General features: G+C 50.7%; 19 protein-coding genes. 11 read left to right on the top strand and 8 right to left on the bottom strand.

Translation table 11 applies throughout. The features are described 5' to 3' along the window. Positions 1-240 precede the first annotated feature (240 nt). On the top strand, positions 241-642 hold the full coding sequence (locus SYNC_RS03025) for a hypothetical protein (protein ID WP_011618572.1): 402 nt from the start codon (positions 241-243) through the stop codon (positions 640-642). A 22-nt stretch (positions 643-664) separates the two neighbouring features. Here SYNC_RS03025 and SYNC_RS03020 read toward each other — a convergent pair whose 3' ends face one another. Then, entirely contained in the window at positions 665-934 is a 270-nt protein-coding gene (locus tag SYNC_RS03020; RefSeq protein WP_041426360.1) for a DUF1651 domain-containing protein, read from the bottom strand. Between the two features lie 187 nt (positions 935-1,121). Between SYNC_RS03020 and SYNC_RS03015 the strand changes: the two genes are divergently transcribed. Beyond that, on the top strand, positions 1,122-1,586 hold the full coding sequence (locus tag SYNC_RS03015) for a hypothetical protein (protein ID WP_041426359.1): 465 nt from the start codon (positions 1,122-1,124) through the stop codon (positions 1,584-1,586). A 41-nt stretch (positions 1,587-1,627) separates the two neighbouring features. Here the strand turns inward: SYNC_RS03015 and SYNC_RS03010 are convergent, their stop codons facing one another. After that, positions 1,628-1,885, bottom strand: a complete 258-nt coding sequence (locus SYNC_RS03010; protein ID WP_011618569.1) for a hypothetical protein — start codon at positions 1,883-1,885, stop codon at positions 1,628-1,630. Positions 1,886-2,201: 316 nt separating this feature from the next. On the opposite strand from SYNC_RS03010, the gene SYNC_RS03005 reads away from it, so the two are divergent. Beyond that, complete coding sequence (locus SYNC_RS03005; RefSeq protein WP_011618568.1) at positions 2,202-3,359, top strand: PLP-dependent aspartate aminotransferase family protein; 1,158 nt, start codon at positions 2,202-2,204, stop codon at positions 3,357-3,359. Next, positions 3,356-4,849 carry a PLP-dependent transferase gene (locus SYNC_RS03000; RefSeq protein ID WP_011618567.1) on the top strand — a complete coding sequence of 498 codons (1,494 nt, stop codon included), beginning with the start codon at positions 3,356-3,358 and terminating at the stop codon, positions 4,847-4,849. Before SYNC_RS03005 ends, SYNC_RS03000 begins: the two co-directional genes overlap by 4 nt. Here SYNC_RS03000 and SYNC_RS02995 read toward each other — a convergent pair. Continuing rightward, positions 4,846-5,643: an outer membrane protein gene (locus SYNC_RS02995; RefSeq protein WP_011618566.1), complete on the bottom strand. Its 798-nt coding sequence runs from the start codon at positions 5,641-5,643 to the stop codon at positions 4,846-4,848. The two genes, SYNC_RS03000 and SYNC_RS02995, sit on opposite strands and share 4 nt — an antisense overlap. Positions 5,644-5,774: 131 nt before the next feature. Here SYNC_RS02995 and cysK point away from each other — a divergent pair, with 131 nt between their 5' ends. After that, positions 5,775-6,761, top strand: coding sequence for a cysteine synthase A (gene cysK / locus SYNC_RS02990; RefSeq protein WP_041426881.1), 987 nt, complete (start codon positions 5,775-5,777; stop codon positions 6,759-6,761). Positions 6,762-6,851: 90 nt separating this feature from the next. Here the strand turns inward: cysK and queA are convergent, their stop codons facing one another. From queA to SYNC_RS02970, 4 genes are read right to left on the bottom strand one after another with little or no spacing between them, the layout of a single operon-like run. Beyond that, positions 6,852-7,964 carry a tRNA preQ1(34) S-adenosylmethionine ribosyltransferase-isomerase QueA gene (gene queA / locus SYNC_RS02985; protein ID WP_041426358.1) on the bottom strand — a complete coding sequence of 371 codons (1,113 nt, stop codon included), beginning with the start codon at positions 7,962-7,964 and terminating at the stop codon, positions 6,852-6,854. Then, a complete protein-coding gene (locus SYNC_RS02980; protein ID WP_011618563.1) occupies positions 7,954-9,876 on the bottom strand; it encodes an APC family permease in 1,923 nt (640 codons plus the stop codon). Before SYNC_RS02980 ends, queA begins: the two co-directional genes overlap by 11 nt. Before the next feature lie 9 nt (positions 9,877-9,885). Next, the gene (locus SYNC_RS02975) at positions 9,886-11,202 is read right to left on the bottom strand and encodes a dihydrolipoamide acetyltransferase family protein (RefSeq protein WP_011618562.1); all 1,317 of its coding nucleotides are present in this window, start codon (positions 11,200-11,202) and stop codon (positions 9,886-9,888) included. Between the two features lie 44 nt (positions 11,203-11,246). Next, on the bottom strand, positions 11,247-11,690 hold the full coding sequence (locus tag SYNC_RS02970) for a YlqD family protein (RefSeq protein WP_011618561.1): 444 nt from the start codon (positions 11,688-11,690) through the stop codon (positions 11,247-11,249). Between the two features lie 154 nt (positions 11,691-11,844). On the opposite strand from SYNC_RS02970, the gene SYNC_RS02965 reads away from it, so the two are divergent. After that, entirely contained in the window at positions 11,845-12,279 is a 435-nt protein-coding gene (locus tag SYNC_RS02965) for a hypothetical protein (protein ID WP_041426357.1), read from the top strand. A 73-nt stretch (positions 12,280-12,352) separates the two neighbouring features. Here SYNC_RS02965 and SYNC_RS02960 read toward each other — a convergent pair whose 3' ends face one another. Then, on the bottom strand, positions 12,353-12,991 hold the full coding sequence (locus tag SYNC_RS02960; protein ID WP_041426356.1) for a hypothetical protein: 639 nt from the start codon (positions 12,989-12,991) through the stop codon (positions 12,353-12,355). A 427-nt stretch (positions 12,992-13,418) separates the two neighbouring features. On the opposite strand from SYNC_RS02960, the gene SYNC_RS02955 reads away from it, so the two are divergent. The 5 genes from SYNC_RS02955 (at position 13,419) to SYNC_RS02925 (ending at position 18,467) form a co-directional block, all read left to right on the top strand. Beyond that, positions 13,419-14,222, top strand: a complete 804-nt coding sequence (locus tag SYNC_RS02955; protein ID WP_011618559.1) for a hypothetical protein — start codon at positions 13,419-13,421, stop codon at positions 14,220-14,222. Between the two features lie 360 nt (positions 14,223-14,582). Then, complete coding sequence (locus SYNC_RS02950; protein ID WP_011618558.1) at positions 14,583-15,386, top strand: hypothetical protein; 804 nt, start codon at positions 14,583-14,585, stop codon at positions 15,384-15,386. A 381-nt stretch (positions 15,387-15,767) separates the two neighbouring features. After that, complete coding sequence (locus SYNC_RS02945) at positions 15,768-16,025, top strand: hypothetical protein (protein WP_041426355.1); 258 nt, start codon at positions 15,768-15,770, stop codon at positions 16,023-16,025. Positions 16,026-16,185: 160 nt separating this feature from the next. Next, on the top strand, positions 16,186-16,596 hold the full coding sequence (locus tag SYNC_RS02940) for a hypothetical protein (protein ID WP_148201815.1): 411 nt from the start codon (positions 16,186-16,188) through the stop codon (positions 16,594-16,596). 1,268 nt (positions 16,597-17,864) lie between these two features. Beyond that, entirely contained in the window at positions 17,865-18,467 is a 603-nt protein-coding gene (locus SYNC_RS02925) for a hypothetical protein (RefSeq protein ID WP_148201814.1), read from the top strand. Positions 18,468-18,728 lie beyond the last annotated feature (261 nt).

Below are 18,728 nucleotides of genomic sequence, written 5' to 3'. Positions count from 1 at the left end.
GAGTTGACCCTTTCCAAGCACTGTGGCAAACAATGACTGATCGTGCAATCAACGACACACAACCCTTTGCACAGAACAACTAGATAGAACCAACGAGCGGAACAATAGATTAGGTTCACCTATCAGTTCTTCAAGCTAATTACCCCAAGGAGGTCGTTTAAATACGAAACAATTGACATTTAAGCCCTATAGGGTGATGGCTATAATCAATGCATAACAGCAAATCATTTAAACAACGGAATGATTCAATCTAGGCCAGTCCTAACAGCCGCTCTCTTTGATCAAGCGTTATCCAACGCCTCACTGACAACAGAGGAAGAAGATTTCATCGAATTCGTGAGATATACAGGAGTAATAGACGAATTGATACTAAGGAAAGGCTTATCCCTACCCGCTAAACCCCCTGCCCTCTGCAGGCTTTCAGACATCTGCGAAAAGATTGGAGCCGTCATTCCTGATCATTTCAACGCTGCAATGAGATGGTCAGCAGAACAAAGTCAAGACAAGATTGCCTGGAAAGGAAACTTGATTTGCAATATCGCCTTTAACAGTGATGGTATCGAACTTTCACCCAATGCTGGCACAACCTTGTACTACACCTATGTTGTGCATCAAGAACTATTTATCGGCTTGGGATCTTAGGCAGTAATAACACAAGCCTGATTTATGGCTCAATACCTTGACCCCAAACAGGTGGAACCTGCGTCCAACCGATTTCAATCAATCGATTCCATTGCGTCTCTGCATCCTTTCGTGGCAGATGTTTTCTGCTCTTCAAAAAGGCGGACTGTCCGTTCGGCATCCCCCTTCCATAATCCACAAAAATACGAGGATCATTCTCATCAGACTGCTCATCCCTATGAAAGCGCATTGCCCAGTAACCACAGCGATCGGTCAACCAACCCTCCACACCAACATCGGCGAAGCAACCCATACTCATTGACAACAAAATAGAGGGCTTTAGATAATCACCCTCTTCCCGCCAAAACCTCGTAACCAGTTATACAGACAGATGATATTTGCATTCATCTAGTATTAAATGAACGCGCTCATGCCTCATCTGTAAGAATGAGCAACTGTATCAGAGCTGATGATAATAACCGTGCATTGACGGTCAACTCGTGCAAGCGAATGAGCTTACAAGCAGAAAGATTTACAAGATCTTCAAAGACAACGCCTTCAATTGTCAACTCAATATCTTCAAAGCAAGCCCACCAGAGTTAGCGACAGTTTGGGTGCACAACGGCGGAATGTGGTGGATGATTGAAGGAGTGTGGAGAAACCTAAATCACGAAAGCAACCACGAGGACCACGAAATCGACATTCAATTTAAAGCGCAGATCTTATTTGAAGATCGGAACAGTTGCAAGCTTGTCATCAAAAGAATCAGCAAACTTTTGCTGGGAGCAAAGACGTATTTATGTGGAAGCAAAGATTTTTCCAGGCCAGTCCCTTTGCTCATTATTCATACTATTCCGTTAATTGCGGATGATGAGATCGAAGAACAACTTATCATGAATCAATTTTACCAGTTTAAATCTGCTGTATGCCACTCAATCGGATGCGAGGCCAAGCAAGAAACTTGATGCTCCCATAGGTCGAACTCATCAGAAGAATCCTCTCCAATTTAGCGAATAAGAGTTGCCTTGAAAAAGCCAAGACCCAACCCCATACCCTTAGGCTTATCTTCCAAAAATGTGATCGCCAATTCGAAATCCATCAAGCCCTTCTCTTCAATGAAATCTCGCGGAAGCTGGCCGCATCTTTGTTCAAGGTAACGCCCATGGATCTCTTCTTTATTCTTACTTAAAAACTCAACAATTTCTTGGAGAACATGATCTCTCCATTCATCCTTATCGCTTTGCTGAAGCTGGCTTTCCTTCATGACACATCACAAAATCTTCTAAACGCTAAGACGACATAAGCCGAATTGCACAACCGAGGCCCCGCATTTTTGAAAGCCAATCTCGATTCAACGCCGTTCCATCAACGCTGGGGCTGATCACTCCTCGGGGAAGCGATCAATCAAGCAGTAAACGATCGTTCAAGCCGACACGGCAAGAAACACAACCACCTATGAAATCTTAAAAACCAAAACAGCCATTGCGCGCTCTGAACCCTGCTATGCCTCACATTGAAGGCCAACAAGCACCCTTAACAACAGACCGTTTAATAACCTTCGGTTAGATCGCATCAACGCCTTGCAGCGTCCTGTCCCAGAACCGGCGACAGCCACCCGGGCCATTCACCATGGCGAAAGCTTCGCCAGCGAAACCGGCACGGTGATGCCACCCATCTACGCCACATCCACCTTTGAGCATGGCAACCCGGGCGGATTCGATTACACCCGCTCTGGCAACCCCAATTTCCGCATCCTTGAGGGCGTTTTGGCCTCTGTTGAGGCGTGCAGCCACGCCACGGTGTTTGGTTCGGGAGTAAGCGCGATTACCGCGATTGTCTCCACCCTGAGCCAGGGAGATCTGGTGCTCTGCGAAGAGAACCTCTACGGCTGCACCGTGCGCTTGTTCGAGCAAGTGTTTGCCAAGTTCGGGGTGCGCACCGAATGGGTTGATTTCACCACTCCCAATGCTGTAGCCCGCATCGAGAAGCAGCGGCCGGCGATGGTCTGGCTGGAGAGTCCCACCAACCCACTGCTCAAGGTGATTGACCTCGATGCGGTCTGCAGCGCAGCAAGCGCCGCCGGCGTGCCCGTCGTCGTGGACAACACGTTCGCCACCGCCTTGGTTCAACGCCCTTTGGCACTCGGCGCCACCCTCTCACTCACCAGCACCACGAAATACATCAACGGGCATTCGGATGCCCTCGGTGGTGTGGTTTGCACCGATAATCCCAGCTGGCATCAAAAAATGGTGTTTGCCCAAAAAGCATTGGGGCTGATGCCCTCACCCTTCGACTGTTGGCTGATCACCCGGGGCATCAAAACGCTGCCCCTGCGCCTGAACCAACAGATGGCGAATGCGGCTGCGGTGGCGGATCACTTGGCATCCCATCCCGCTGTGTCTTGGGTGCGCTACCCCGGGCGAGACGATCATCCGCAGAGGGCTGTGGCCTTGCGCCAAATGAACGGAGGTGGAGCGATCGTGACGATTGGATTAAATGCGAACCGTGAACAGGTCTATGCCATATGCAAAGCCCTGCGTTGGTTCACGATGGCCGAAAGCCTTGGCGGAGTTGAGAGCTTGATCTGCCATCCAGCCACCATGACCCACGCCGCCGTTTCTTCCGAGATCAAAGCAGCCCTAGGAATCAGCGACGGACTGATTCGTCTATCCCTTGGCTGCGAAGACATCAGTGACCTGTTGATCGATCTTGATCACGCGCTCACCCTGCTTCCGTGAGTTCCCGCGATCTCCTGCGCAACCCATGCTGGCAAGGCAAGGACCTTGGCCATCCCTTACCTGACGGGATCCATGCCGTGTCCGTCGCCCTACCGCGCTGGAGCGATGTCATCGCCTACGAAGACAACGATCCGCAGTGCCGGTCGCAATTGCGAGCGTTGTATCCACGCTTTGGTCTCCATCCACTAGCCGCAGAGGTTGCTCAAAAAGCATTAGCGATGCGGCCTACCGGGATGGACTCCCCTGGATCCAGTGCTTGGCCCTACCCCAACGGGGCAGCCGCTCAGCTCGCCCAACACCATTGCCTTCGGCAAGCTCCGAGAGCTTCCACCCAAATCGTTGATCAGCTCGGACTCGCCGTATTGATTGCTGACGCCGAAGCAAGCCCCCATGCCAAGGCGTTCTGGCAACACGCTGGTTTAGGCGCCTCATCGCGAAGGGCCGCGATCAGCTTGAGCAAGGAAGCAGCACCAGCGGCAGGGGCCGCTATTCAGGCCAAGGCCCTCGTGATCGAGCGACTGGCCGCCATCTATGGATGTGACACCCAGCGGTTGAGCCTGCACCCCTCAGGGATGGCTGCTCTACACACGGCTCTGCAATGGATCACCACGATGCGGCCAGGACGCCCCACCCTGCAAATCGGCTTCCCTTACGTGGATGTGCTGAAGCTGCCTCAGGTGGTATTTGCCGGAAGCGAACTACTGCTCGACAGCAGCAACGCAGCCATGGAAGCCGCTCTTGATCGCATTGATCCAGCTGCGGTGATTGTGGAACTACCAAGCAATCCACTGCTTCAGTGCGTGGATCTCCCCACCCTCGCCCGCTTGGCTCACGTCCGAGGGATTCCGGTGATCGCAGACGACACGATCGGCTCTTGCTTAAACATCGATCCCCTGCCTTATGCAGACCTGATCTTCAGTTCTCTCACCAAAAGTTTTGCCGGTCGTGGTGATGTGTTGGCGGGAGCACTGGTTGTGAGCCCGAACTCTCGCTGGGAGCAAACCTTTCAGAATCAACACTCAGCAGCAGGGTTCACCGGCCTTGGCGATGCCGATGCGATGGCCTTGGAACAAGGAAGCCGCGATGTCCAGGCACGCGTTCCCCAACTGAATCGCCATGCCCAGGCCCTGGCCGCGAAGCTCAGCAACCACTCGGAAGTGGCTCGGGTGTATTACCCCGATCAATGCGCCAATTTCCGCAGCCTCTTGCGCCCCGGCGCCGGACATGGCTGCCTACTTTCGTTTGAGGTCAAGGGCGGTATCGATCAAGCCCAAGCCGTCTACGACGGGTTGTCGGTCTGCAAGGGGCCAAGTCTTGGCACACCATTCACCTTGGTATGCCCCTACGTGCTTTTGGCTCACTACAACGAACTGCCTTGGGCCAAGGCCTGCGGCGTGTCCGCCCACCTCCTTCGCGTCTCGGTCGGACTCGAACAACCTGAGGAGCTATGGCAAAGGTTTGAGCGAGCCCTCTCTAATTCAATGCTTTAAAAGCGAAAACGCAAACTGGCCAGAACAGCTTGAGATTGAAGATCAATCTCTGTGCCTGCAATCTCGAGATTGGATCGGCCTGCAGGCCGCACAATTTTGGCCGATCCTGCGTTGGTTTTAACCGTTCCAAGATCGGTCCAGCGATAGGCCAGATCAAGGTCAAGCTTCTCGCTGACAGGGATGCTCACACCAGCCGTGAGCAAATAGGCGAATGACGTTGATCTCCCTCCAGAGGTCACCGTGACTGCATCACTGGAAATCGCTGGAAATCGATAGGTGACATCAGCAAGAGACGTCCGAGCAGCACCAAGACCAGCACCGATAAATGGACGGACCGTTGCAATGGAAGGTCCATCCACATACAGCACTCCAAATCCAGCTAACCCATTCCCAGACGAACGAACAGGCTGATTTGGGCCTGCTCCCAGGAAATTGCTTTGAGCGGATACGTTGAGCTGGGGCGACCAGTTGAGCAAAGCTTCCGTCCGCAGCCATGACGTCCAGCGATACCCGATAGCCGCATCCACAACTGGGGCCTGATCAAAACCGCCATAGGCACCAAGGCTTCGTCCGTCATCGCCTGGCCCACATCCAAACAAGGCAGGCGGTGAGGTACTTGAACACCTTTGATCCTTTAGCGCACTCGTCTCCGGCCATTGCACGCCTGCACCCAAGCGGAGGTAGGGGCCACGCGCCTGCTCTTCAGACTCTGCCAAAACAGCAGCAGGTGAGACAGCGACCGATGAGAAAGCGACCGAAGCGAAAGCCAAAAAGGACGCGTAAAAAGTGTTCATTGGAAACCAAAAAATGATCGGGTCGGCACAGTCAAAACCACATCAACAGACATCGAAGTCTTAATAAGGCCTGAAGCTGGAATGAAGTGCCAATGCTGGCAATTAAATTTCTAGAAAATAATTCCAGCCTCATGTCTCGCGTCTACGCCGATAACAGCCAAGCCATCGGCAACACCCCGCTCGTTCGCCTCAACCACGTCACCAAGGGTTGCAAGGCCACCGTTTTGGCCAAAATCGAAGGTCGCAACCCTGCTTACAGCGTGAAGTGCAGGATCGGCGCCAACATGATTTGGGACGCTGAAAAGCGTGGTGTTCTCTCCGAAGGGAAAACCATCGTGGAGCCCACCTCAGGCAATACAGGCATTGCCCTGGCCTTCACTGCCGCGGCTCGTGGTTACAAGCTGATCCTCACGATGCCGGAATCGATGTCGATCGAACGTCGACGGGTGATGGCCGTGCTTGGCGCTGAACTGATCCTGACGGAAGCCGCCAAGGGCATGCCTGGCGCCATCGCTAAGGCCAAGGAAATTGCAGATAGTGATCCTTCCAAGTACTTCATGCCTGGACAGTTCGACAATCCCGCCAATCCAGAGATCCACGAAAAGACAACAGGTCCTGAGATCTGGGATGACTGCGATGGGGCGATCGATGTGCTCGTCGCCGGCGTTGGCACCGGTGGAACCATTACCGGTGTATCGCGTTACATCAAGCAGGAAAAAGGTAAGGCCATCACCTCGGTAGCCGTTGAGCCAAGCCACAGCCCTGTGATCACCCAAACCATGAATGGTGAAGCGCTCAAGCCAGGCCCACACAAGATTCAAGGCATCGGTGCTGGCTTCATTCCGAACAACCTCGACCTCTCTGTGGTCGATCGCGTTGAGCAAGTCACCAATGAGGAGTCGATTGAAATGGCCCTACGTCTGGCCCAGGAGGAAGGCCTCTTAGTAGGGATTTCTTGTGGAGCAGCAACCGCAGCGGCCATTCGCCTTGCCCAACAGGATGAATTTGCTGGCAAAACAATCGTGGTGGTTCTGCCTGACCTCGCCGAGCGTTATCTGTCCTCAGTGATGTTTGCGGACGTGCCAACAGGCATCATCGAACAGCCCGTTCCTGTCTGATCAACACCTTTCTGATCAACACCTTCGCGAATAAGCGTTGTAGCGCCCCGTCTGAGCACGGGGCTTTTTCATGCGACCCCGTCAGTGTGTTCATTCAGGTCGCGCGTCGAACAGCACCGCCTCGGGAGCAATCCACATCGCATCGCCATAGGAATAGAAGCGATACATCTCCTCGATCGCTGCGTTGTAGATCTGGAGCAGCTGGTCGCGACCGATCAAGGCGCTCACCAAAAGCAACAGGGAGCTCTTGGGGAGATGAAAATTGGTGAGCAAACCCTGCACCACCTGGAAGCGATAGCCGGGCTGAATCACGAGATCCACAGGCCCCTTCAACGGCTGCAAACCCCCACCTCCCGCCGCTGCGGCTTCCAGTGCGCGCACGCTCGTTGTCCCCACTGCAATCACCCGGCCGCCTCGAGCCCTACAGGCCAACACCGCCTCTACTACCTCAGCGCGCACCTCCACCCATTCACTGTGCAGGGTGAGATCGCTCAGATCCTCTGTTTCCACGGGGCGAAAGGTACCCAAGCCAACGTGCAGCGTGACATGGGCCAAGGCAACACCCCGCTCAGCAATCGCTGCGAGCAAGGCATCGCTGAGATGCAGTCCCGCCGTTGGAGCAGCAACCGCTCCTGGACGTGTGGCGTAACGGGTTTGATAGCGCTCTTGATCCGAGCTGTCATGCCTTGTGATGTAAGGCGGAAGCGGCACTTCTCCGTAACGCTCCAACAGTCCTTCCAGCGAAAGCGCATCCACGCAATCCGGAGGAAACTGCACGATCCGGCCGCCGCTGGCAGCGTCATTTGCCAGCACAGCTAGGGAGAGCGGTTCTTGCTCCAATGCCTCGAGCCAAAGCTGATCACCAGGCCGCATGCGCTTAGCAGGCCTCGCCAAACACAACCACCGCCCCTCGCCACGGGGCTCGAGCACGAGCAATTCACCCAAACCTCCGCCACTGCGCCGCACCCGCAGACGCGCCTTAAGGACGCGGGTGTCATTCACCACCAAAAGATCGCCGGGTTGCAACTCCTGCTGCCAGTCCCAGACGCGTTGGTGCCTCAGCTCAGACAAAGAGCGCTCTGCAGGGGGCACCACCAGCAGACGTGCATCGTGCCGCGGCTCAACCGGCGCCTGCGCAATTCTGTCTTCCGGCAGAACGTAGTCATACGAACTGAGCTGGAGATCGCGTGAGTCAGGCATCATCTGGCTTCACCACAACATCAGGGCATGCTGCCAAGGCAGCGTTGTCTTTCTTCCCGGCAGGCGAAATGTAGAAGCGCACAATCGAAAAGACGCGACTCTTACCGGCAGAGAGAGCGGTAAACAAATTCAAGGCCCGCTGATTCAGAAGGGTTTGATCCAATCGATCCCTTGGCACGACCACTGGCATCACCACCGTCGTACAGAGCTCAGGATGATTCCGCTCCTGCTCAACAACAAAATCACAAAAGGGCTGCAGAAGCGAGCTGAACGGACTCTCAAGACATTGGAAATCCAAGGCGCCGGTTTGCGTTCCAGCGCAGCGATCCCATTCGGCACCGATCTGATCAGCATCCTGTTGATCAGACAACACCATCACAGCCGTCACCTTGTCGGCGATGGAACAGGCGTAACGGACGGCTTCAAAGGACGGCTGGTTGAAACCACCAAGCCAAACGATGGCGTGATGGCGTGGCAACGATGCCTTCGGCTCTAAAAAAAGAGGCTCCATGCGCGGGTCAGGCGCCAGTAAAGCCAGTACCTCCCGTGAGCGCCGGCGAATCAAGGCGAGCCCCCACACCACGAGAGGCAGAGCAATCACCACCGACCAGGCGCCTTCCGTGAACTTGCTCACGATGATCACCAACAACACCACGAACGTGGAGAGGGCACCCAAAGCATTCAGCGCCATCCGTCCCTGCCAACCCGGTCCACGCATCCGAAACCAGTGCAGCACCAATCCCAGCTGAGACAACGTGAACGCCGTAAACACACCCAATGCATACAAATTGACCGCCACGGTGGTGTCTCCGTGGCAGATCCAAATGATCAACGCCGACACCGCCAGCAACACGCCAATGCCGTTCTGATACACCAAGCGATCTCCCAACCAACGCATCTGCGGTGGCAGGCAACGGTCTTCGGCAAGCATCGCCGCTAATAAAGGAAACCCAGCAAAAGCCGTGTTGGCGGCCAACACCAGAATCAGCAGGGTGGAGAGTTGCAGCAGCCAAAACAAGATGCTGCCGCTGCCAAACACCCGAATGCCGATCTGAGCCAAAACGGTGACTTGCGAATCCGGCGCAATGCCGTACATGAACCCCAAGCCAGTCACGGCTAGGAGCATCGACGCAAGCAAACCACCCATCACGAGCAGCGTCACGCGAGCATTGCGCGCCGCGGGTTCACGAAACACCTGCACGCCAGTGGAAATGGCCTCAATGCCTGTCATCGCTGAACAACCAGAACTAAAAGCCCGCAAGATCAAAAACAGCCCTAAGGGCTGCAAAGCGGCCTCTAAAGGAGGTGGCTCAGGGGTCCAGCCATGTTGAAAGCTGAGATCAGTTAGCCCAACAAGGGTGAGCAGCAGGATCATCACCACAAAGACATAGGTGGGAATGGCAAAAATCCGGCCCGCCTCACGAATGCCGCGCAGGTTGGCCCAACCCACCAGGGCCAACAGCAGAAGTGACAACGACAGCTCATGGGGAAGCAATGAGGGCAGCAAAGACGACAGGGCCTGAGTTCCAGCCATCAAGCTCACGGCAGCAGTGAGGGTGTAGTCGATCAAAAGGGCTGCCGCGGCTACAAGGCTGATGTTGCGTCCCAAGTTTTCACGAGCCACTACATAAGAGCCGCCGCCATTGGGATAAGCGGAGATCGCCTGCCGATAGGACAGCACCACAATCACGATCAAAGCAATGATCGCCAGGGTGATGGGGAGCGATTGCTTGAGGGCCGAACTACCCGCCAGGATCAGCACACCCAGGGACGCCTCTGTCGCGTACGCCACGGAGGAGAGTGCATCCGACGACAGGATCGGCAGAGCCTGCAGGTTGGGCAGTCGCTCCCGGGCTGCTTGAGCACGAGGCAACGCTCGTCCGATCAGGCGTGAAAACAATGAAGCAGCAAACACAGCTGTGATTTACAGAGCCAAACTCTCCGGACGCGTGTCGATCAGTTCCGCAAGATCCTTGAGGAAGGCAGCACCATCGGCGCCATAAATCACGCGGTGATCAGCGGTGAGATTCACCTGCATCTGACGCTTCACGGCGATGGATCCGTCTTTGCCTGCCACCACGGTGGGACGAGACGCCGCAACCGCCAGGATTGCGCCGGTGCCTGGGGGCAGAATGGCATCAAATCGATCCACTCCGAACATTCCAAGGTTGGAGAGGGTGAAGGTGCCGGTGCTGTATTCCTCAGGCTGCAGTTGCTTACTGCGAGAACGCTTCACCAAATCCCCCCACTGACGCGACAACTCATATAGATCGGTGCGATCGGCATTGCGCAATACCGGCGTAATCAAGCCTCCGTCTTCCATCGCCACAGCAACAGCCACATTCACCTCAGCGGGGTAGCTCATGCCAGAAGCCGTGGTTGCGGCATTCACCTGGGGATGGCGAGCCAAAGTAACGGCCACAGCTTTGGCCAGAAGGGCCGTCATCGTGACGCCTTTGAGTTTTACCTGCTTGTAAAAGGCATCGAGCTTGTCGGTAGTGATCGTGTATCCAACACGGAAACAAGGCACCGCAAGACTGGCTTCCATGTTGCGGTTCACCGCCGCCTGCAGGGTGTTGAAGGCCACGGTGTCGCCTGGGGCGCCAAAACTGTTGCCCGAAGGAGCCGACGGTGAAGCCGAGACTGTGTCACCAACAACGGCAGCGGCTGAAGTCCCTTCACCTACCCGTGGTGGGGTCACAGGACGTCCGGCTGCCTTTTCAACGTCTTCCGCCTGAATCCGGCCATTGGGGCCAGTACCGCGCAGACCAGCAAGGTCTACACCCATTTGGGAGGCAAGCTTGCGGGCGCGGGGACTGACGATCAAGCGTCCGTTGCTGACAGATGCAGCCACCGGAGCTGTGACGGGAGCTGGAGCTGAAACGGCAGCAGGAGCTGAAACGGGAGTGGGGGGCGCTGGAGCCGCAGGGGGGGCGGCTGCAGCTGGAGCGGCCGGAGCTGAAGAAGGAGCTTTGGCCTTCACATCAGCGATCTCAGCTTCCGTCTCAACGATCAGGCCAATCGTTTCACCCACAGGTGCAGTGCTACCCGCAGGCATCAACACTGCAGCCAGGTAGCCCTCCTGAAAGGACTCCACATCCATGTCGGCTTTGTCGGACTCAACAACGAGAACGGATTCGCCTCGAGCCACCTTGTCTCCAGGCTGCTTGAGCCACTCCACGATTTTGCCCTCCGTCATGGTGGAGCTGAGGGCAGGCATAAAAATGTCGTGGGTTGCCAAAACCGTCTCCAGACGAGCTAATCAAATAAATTTTACGGCTCGGATCAGCCCTGTTCGATCGACTCGATCACGCCATCCCGCACAACGACAGAAACTTGCATCTTGCTGACTAAATTGTCGCCGACTTGAATGTCACAGAAGCTATCGAGTTGTCCCTGTTCCACAATCTGATCCATCTCAAGCTCACGCACTTGAGCCTGTTGCTGCAATAGATTTCGCTTTTGTTCTTCTAATTCAGAGCGTTTCGCCGCAACTTGCTGCTGAACCTGAGCCACCTGATCCTGAACCCTGGGATCGAGCGGATTTGCACTCTGACGACGAACTTGATCAACCACCTCCTGGCCCTCTTGCTCTAACTGCGAAAGCTGCTGATCAGTCGTCGCGATTCCATTGCTCAATTCGCGTTCAGCCTCCTCCTTCCAGGCCGGAGTCACCACTGCACGAATGGTGATAGAACGCTTGATGGTCAGTGAAGAATGTTCAGACATTTAAAAATCGCAACTTTACTGCCAGTAATAATACCTAAGCGAAACCGAAGCCCTGGACATCTCAAGAACAAAGCAATCAAGACGCAATTGCGTGAACATGCAAGATCGAAGCGATGGGATCGCCAATTGCTAAAACTTCAGAGCAGGGCATCCAATGCAAATGAAGCAGGTTGTGAAACTAAGCCATTTACTTTTAGCCTGTACATTGCTATTTACAGCAAGTGCGTTCAATCAAGCAGCCTCCCAAAGTCAGGAAGAAGATAACTTCGGGAACAAGAAAGGTGATGACAAGCAATACCTTGATTGCCAATACGGACAAGGGAAATGGATCTCTCTCATGTTTTCCCCAGGGTCCAGCTTGGCAGTGGGTCAAATCAACGACGGAGCACCAGTATTTTTCACTTCACTACAGAGTGGAAGCAGACTAACGCTCACGCCCAGGCAGCCAGGGAAAAAACTTACGATTAATCTAAATTCTTTGATTATTCATAGAGAGTGGTATTTACGCGATGGCGCTGGTAGCGCTGGCACTGGAGAATGCGTCAAAGGAGAAGATGCTGACTCAACCTTTGCAGACGATGATTTCTAATCCCTGAATCAAGGAGAATGAATTCGCCATCAAAAGGCACCTGACACACAGCAGAAACCAAACAGATCAGCCATCAGTAATAGACATCAAAATCTCCATCCCAAGGCAATTCAAAATTCTCAAACTCTCCTTCATCAATTGGAAGCATGGTGGCGGTAGTGAAGTTGAATTCATCACTACTTACAAACGAAAAAGTCTCAGCCTGGATGAAGGATGGGGAGCCAACAAGCTGATATCTCTGACTACAACCAACCAACAAATTATGCCTACGGTCATCCTGAGACCCCAACTCCAGAAACTCACCCTTCAATCCTGGCAGATTCCGCTTAGCAACTGATCGGCAGAGCCTTCTTGCATCACTTACATTTAACTGCTGAGTATACGACTCATAGAGAGATGGCTTGGGTCTATTTCCGTATCCGTTGTAGCGGCCACTAAAGCGATAGCGCAAACGACTTGGCGCGTTGATGAATGTATACGTGCCAGCATTCCCAGTATCAACTTCCTGAAACGAGTCGTCGACAGGGATCGAAGCTGGCAGGCGTAATAATTCATCTGGACTGGAAACATCCAGCCGAGTATTAACCGGGATAGAAACCGCAGCATTGTTATTAATAAATTGAGCACGAACCGTTAGGCCCAGACTCGAAGCAACACCGAAGGTCGATGTGGCGATAAAAAGACTAATGCCCGCGAAAAGCTGGTTTTTCATTTTTACGTATTAAAAAATTCTGTACTTATCACTCGATTTTAGCGCATTTGCGGCAATTAAGCGAATGAGGCCAAAAGAGATTGCGGATTAGAGCAAATATACATTTACATTTAAATGCTAAAAGTACATGAATGCTTTTACCCATAAGCATTCATGTGTTTCCAAATCACTAAAGCCAGATTTCAACACCAACAAGGGAGACGGCGAATTCTCGAGACAACCCAAACACCCACAAGAGGAAAGGTCGTAAAGGGGAGCCTTATGCAAAGCACCTTTATGCAAAATGCGAAAAACACTTTGTAAGCTTAACAGTTTTAGCCAAAAACGTATAACCCCGCAGACCTGTGAAAGTCAGGCCTAATCAGCACAACTGCAATTAGAACCTAAATGTCTGGACCGCAGACAACTCTCACTCTCTGATCCCATTATGAAAAAACTAATTGGTCTTCTCGGTGCAGCTGGTCTCCTAATTCCATCTGCCGCAATGGCCGGAAACATTGGTAACCAAACAGGCTCTAGCGCCATGCGCGCCACCGGCACCTCATCGTCTTATACAGAGGTCTCCGTCGATAGCAATATCCACCGGAACAACCATATCTATGTGGCTGGCTACAACCACGGAGTTAGCGTCGATTTTTCTGCTGAAAATGCCACCTTTGGACATCGCGGTGGTGGTTACGGATACGATCAAACCACCGGAAATGCTGCAGCCAATATCGATGCAGAGGTAGAAGGTGGTTATGGACGTGTTAGCCGCCATGCAGCAGAAGGATACATCGATGGTGAAGCAGAAGGCGATGTAACCGTCACCACGGAATACACTCCAGGCCAAGAAGCAAAAGATGGCTTTTTGTGCGGACGTCGTGGCTGCATAGTTCCTCCACAAGAGGCAACTCCTGAAATCACCGCTGTCAATACAGAAGGCGATGTCGCTTTTGCCGGTGAAGCTGGAGGTGAGCGTTCCTCACTTCATGGCCACGGTGGTTATGCGGAAGCAGAAGGGTATCTCAACGGCGGCTACGATGATTCCAACATCGTATTTGAAGGGGGTGGCTCAGAGCACTTCCTCAATGGCGCTGCTTCAGGTTCTATCGACAACTACGGCAACGGCTACCTCGGTTCACTCACAGAAACTGGTGATACGCACACCTCTGTCGATGCCTGGACCTCAGCCACGTCAACCAGCAGAGGCTTCGAAAGCAGCTCCTTCACCAACACTGACTGGAACTAATCAACGATTAGTCTTCCGGCATAGTTAACAAGAGGAACAATCAAAGTCAAAGGGGGAAGGCATGCCTTCCCCCTTTTTTTATGGCATTCGATCAAAGAAAATCAAACAACATACGGGAAGAGAACAATCCGCCTGCACGACCCAGATATAGCGTCAGAACAAAGCTGAAAATCTAATAGAGCACAAGAAAGCCCACAAAATCAACAACGATCCACAGATCACCGCTCACAGATCAATACAAATCCCGCATTTGCTCCAAGCCTCAATAGCGGAAAACTAGAAACAAGAGGCCTAAACAAACAAAACCCTTTAGAACTTAAATGTCTGGATCGCAGACAACTCTCACTCTCTGATCCCATTATGAAAAAACTAATTGGTCTTCTCGGTGCAGCTGGTCTCCTAATTCCATCTGCCGCAATGGCCGGAAACATTGGTAACCAAACAGGCTCTAGCGCCATGCGCGCCACCGGCACCTCATCTTCTTTGACACAGGTCTCCGTCGATAGCAGCATTCACAGAACGGCTGATATGCACGTAGGTGGCTACAACCACGGAGTTAGCGTCGATTTTTCTGCTGAAAATGCCACCTTTGGACATCGCGGTGGTGGTTACGGATACGATCAAACCACCGGAAATGCTGCAGCCAATATCGATGCAGAGGTAGAAGGTGGTTATGGACGTGTTAGCCGCCATGCAGCAGAAGGATACATCGATGGTGAAGCAGAAGGCGATGTAACCGTCACCACGGAATACACTCCAGGCCAAGAAGCAAAAGATGGCTTTTTGTGCGGACGTCGTGGCTGCATAGTTCCTCCACAAGAGGCAACTCCTGAAATCACCGCTGTCAATACAGAAGGCGATGTCGCTTTTGCCGGTGAAGCTGGAGGTGAGCGTTCCTCACTTCATGGCCACGGTGGTTATGCGGAAGCAGAAGGGTATCTCAACGGCGGCTACGATGATTCCAACATCGTATTTGAAGGGGGTGGCTCAGAGCACTTCCTCAATGGCGCTGCTTCAGGTTCTATCGACAACTACGGCAACGGCTACCTCGGTTCACTCACAGAAACTGGTGATACGCACACCTCTGTCGATGCCTGGACCTCAGCCACGTCAACCAGCAGAGGCTTCGAAAGCAGCTCCTTCACCAACACTGACTGGAACTAATCAACGATTAGTCTTCCGGCATAGTTAACAAGGGGAACAATCAAAGTCAAAGGGGGAAGGCATGCCTTCCCCCTTTTTTTATGCCAATCAATCAAAGTTAATCTCGAAAGGCTAGAACAAAAAGAATCAAACGAAGACACATCAAGAATATACAGAACTTGCCTAGAAGGAAATCAATACCAAGAAAAAACAGCGAAAAGAGCGCTATAAAAGACTGTTCAAACAACTAAAGTCTATCTTGAACAACTAAAAACGAAAAACCCGGGCAAAACAAAGCTGTCGCAAAAATCTCTCGATGAATGAATTAAACGAACCGATACTCAAATAGCGGAGGGCGAGGAGCGAAAGTGTTGACAATGCTCTTAATGCACAAGGAAAAGGATGAATACGAGAAAATCAGCCAACAGAAAAGACAAACAAGCCAAAATAGCAGAAAACAAAGGGGCAACAAATACAAAAAAAAAGAAACTAATCCAATTTTTCCATAAAACCAGCAGTGAAAACGTAGTTCTCATAGACATTCGAACCCCAGAGACGGGCAAAGCTGAGCGCAATAAGAACACTGCAGAGCTTTGCAAGCAAAAACAAAAAACTAAGCGACCAATAAAGCGCGAAAAACACACAAATAATGCAAAATAATAACAAAAAAAGTAAATAGCAAGCAATTTGCAAGCTCTGAGTATAATAAATCATTCAAGAGGCACTAGCATCAGGGCTAGCAAATCAGACAGTATCTAGAAGAGGCAACGAATCATCATATTTCAAAAACGCCTGCAAAAAAAATTCATGAGCAGTCAAGATGGTTGCAAGACTGGGAACTTCATGGCATCGTGAACGAGACGTGAGAGTATTCAGCGTGGAAAAACCAAGAACAAAGCCTGAGAATCCCTTTAATCAAACGAAACAAGCAGAAGTGTATCCTGAATATATGCAAAAAGAAGCGATAAAAATGAACCAATTAGTTGTTGATGAAAATGCATCAGAAGCTCCTATCGTAGAAGAAGAAATAATGAGAAAAAGGCAAAAAAGCCAATACACAAAAAGCCTGTCTTTAGAAATAAGTAGTGACATGCATAAAACTCTTAAAATCTTAGCTCTTGAACAAGATGATACATTAAACTCAATTGTAGTTGAAGCACTTAAACAATTCATAAGAAATGACGAGCAAATGACTCTCAAAGCAGAAGCTTTGAGAAAACGCTTGTCTTGACCTTTAAACTCAGAAGAAAAGATTGCTGTAGTCATGAAATTAAAATCTCTTTAATTGCTCTAAATTCTCAACAGCATCGATTTCGATAAAAGCTATCAAAAAACTTGAACCAAGCAAAAAACTGGACACAAAAAATCCAGGCTTTAATTGTCAAGAAAAATGAATCACAGAATACTACGCCCTTGACCATCGCCAGATCTAAGAGAAAATAAAAAGTTGAGATTTAGAAATGCGCTTTTGAGTCATCTCAGAACTCCTTGGAAACAAAAAACCTAACAAAAAAAATAAATTAAATATTAAGAGGCAGGTAGATTGATCCAAGATTGGTTATAAGGTCCAACAAAAAGAACTCCCTCTTGCAGCAAGGCCGTTGTCTAATAAGCGCAGGCCTTTGTGTTGGAGACGCAAAGAGGGTTCGAGAAAGCATCTTGTCCGCAAAGCGCAAAGCGCTCTTAAAACCCAAATGTGTCTATATGGTTAATGAGTAGTCCATGAGAACCGTATGAATGCAACTAAACCACCTTGAAGGCATTCTAAGGACACCTAAGCCATCGTCCAATGAGAGTCTTGGGAAATAGGCCAAACTCAAATCAATACTCGGAATCACGATCATTTCTTTTGCACGAAACATGAACAACTGCAAAGCAAAAAAAAGGGTATCTCTTGAAGTTTCTCGTGGACTTCACGAGAAGATCAAAAAGCTTGCCAATGAGAGAGAGGAAACGATGGTCTCACTGGTGATTAGTGCTTTGCATGAGTTCCTTGAAAGTGAGCACAAAATTATATTCGAAAATGATTCTTCACCCCAGATAAACTCCCAATTAAATACATATCGATTCAATTCACAATCAGTAAGCATCGTTTAACTGCAAAAACAAATTCAAACAAAACACTTGAAACAAATGAACAGCCAACTCAATGCCACAGAGCAAAAAAAGCTTTCTGTATTACTGTCAAATACAACCCATAAGAGCCTAAAGCTAAAGGCACTAAGCGAAGACAAGAGCATCACAGAAATCGTGACGGTCTTAATCGAAAAATATATACTACATCCTGATCTTTTAAACCATCAGGGACAAAGCTAGAGGATTTGAAATACATTAATTATTTAGCAATAAAAAGCACCGCTTGGCGGTGCTTTTTATTGCTAAATAATTATCTCCCAAAGAAGTATATGCACCAATGTGCATTGACGCATCACTGCGAAAGGGTACGTCAAGTATCTCCTGATTAGACACACTAAAGACATGGAATTCACGCCATCACCCATGAATCGTTTAGCAACATTCGCAGGATTTTTCATCCTTTCCTCAGCTACAACGTTATCCGGTTATGCACAAACTACACAGGAGAATGGTAATAGCGCGGTCGCGATGCCGACTAATTCCCAACAAAACCAATCACGGTCTGAGTCAATTGGTGGAGGAATCTACAACTACCAAATCAACCCAGCACAAGGAGAGCTCGGAGAGATGACCGTGGGCTCAAGAGCCATTAGCTGCCAATCACCTAGCTTCTTTGCAAACGTAGGAGTACTGCCATACGACAATCAATATTTTGGAACTTTCGGTGATAACACTCGAGATAAAGACTGGATGCCACAGGGAACAATTGGATTCCAGATGCCTTTCGGACCACAGGTCTCCAGTTGTATTTCAGCAATGAAAAATCAGGCGAAGCAAACAATGATGACCACGGAGTCTGGCATTCTCAAGAAATGCGTTGAGGCCAAAGTAATTGCTACAAAAGGAGAAATTGCACTCACAAGCCTAAAATCATCACTGCCTGGTCTTTACAATCACTGCAAAACAATGTGGAATGTTGGAACCACCTCACAGTCAAATATTGGGAGTGCAACAAATAGCAATTAAATATTTTGTTTTCCAGGACAAATCCAGTCAATTTTCAAAACCTTAGCACACATCTAACCCGGCAGACAAATCATGAATGCATACTACGAAAATCCACGAGATCAGAAGAGGATTTCAATTCTTGTCACCAAAGAAATACATAGGAGCATTAAAATGAACGCCCTAAATGCCGACCAAAGCATGAAAGACTACATCATCAATCTAATCATGAGCCATGTCAATAAGCAAGCGTTAAAGGAATAACTGTATTCTAAAAACGTC

Origin of the sequence: Synechococcus sp. CC9311 (genome assembly GCF_000014585.1) — a bacterium.
Lineage (GTDB): Bacteria > Cyanobacteriota > Cyanobacteriia > PCC-6307 > Cyanobiaceae > Synechococcus_C.
This window is presented reverse-complemented; position numbering and strand designations above follow the sequence as displayed.

Coding starts and splice junctions, on each gene's coding strand:
- cysK (WP_041426881.1), top strand. CDS start 5,775: ATGTCTCGCGTCTACGCCGATAACAGCCAAGCCATCGGCAACACCCCG.
- SYNC_RS02950 (WP_011618558.1), top strand. CDS start 14,583: ATGAAAAAACTAATTGGTCTTCTCGGTGCAGCTGGTCTCCTAATTCCA.
- SYNC_RS02955 (WP_011618559.1), top strand. CDS start 13,419: ATGAAAAAACTAATTGGTCTTCTCGGTGCAGCTGGTCTCCTAATTCCA.
- SYNC_RS03020 (WP_041426360.1), bottom strand. CDS start 934: ATGGGTTGCTTCGCCGATGTTGGTGTGGAGGGTTGGTTGACCGATCGC.
- SYNC_RS02970 (WP_011618561.1), bottom strand. CDS start 11,690: ATGTCTGAACATTCTTCACTGACCATCAAGCGTTCTATCACCATTCGT.
- SYNC_RS02925 (WP_148201814.1), top strand. CDS start 17,865: ATGAATCGTTTAGCAACATTCGCAGGATTTTTCATCCTTTCCTCAGCT.
- SYNC_RS02965 (WP_041426357.1), top strand. CDS start 11,845: ATGCAAATGAAGCAGGTTGTGAAACTAAGCCATTTACTTTTAGCCTGT.
- SYNC_RS03025 (WP_011618572.1), top strand. CDS start 241: ATGATTCAATCTAGGCCAGTCCTAACAGCCGCTCTCTTTGATCAAGCG.
- queA (WP_041426358.1), bottom strand. CDS start 7,964: ATGATGCCTGACTCACGCGATCTCCAGCTCAGTTCGTATGACTACGTT.
- SYNC_RS02940 (WP_148201815.1), top strand. CDS start 16,186: ATGGTTGCAAGACTGGGAACTTCATGGCATCGTGAACGAGACGTGAGA.
- SYNC_RS03010 (WP_011618569.1), bottom strand. CDS start 1,885: ATGAAGGAAAGCCAGCTTCAGCAAAGCGATAAGGATGAATGGAGAGAT.
- SYNC_RS02995 (WP_011618566.1), bottom strand. CDS start 5,643: ATGAACACTTTTTACGCGTCCTTTTTGGCTTTCGCTTCGGTCGCTTTC.
- SYNC_RS02960 (WP_041426356.1), bottom strand. CDS start 12,991: ATGAAAAACCAGCTTTTCGCGGGCATTAGTCTTTTTATCGCCACATCG.
- SYNC_RS02945 (WP_041426355.1), top strand. CDS start 15,768: ATGAATACGAGAAAATCAGCCAACAGAAAAGACAAACAAGCCAAAATA.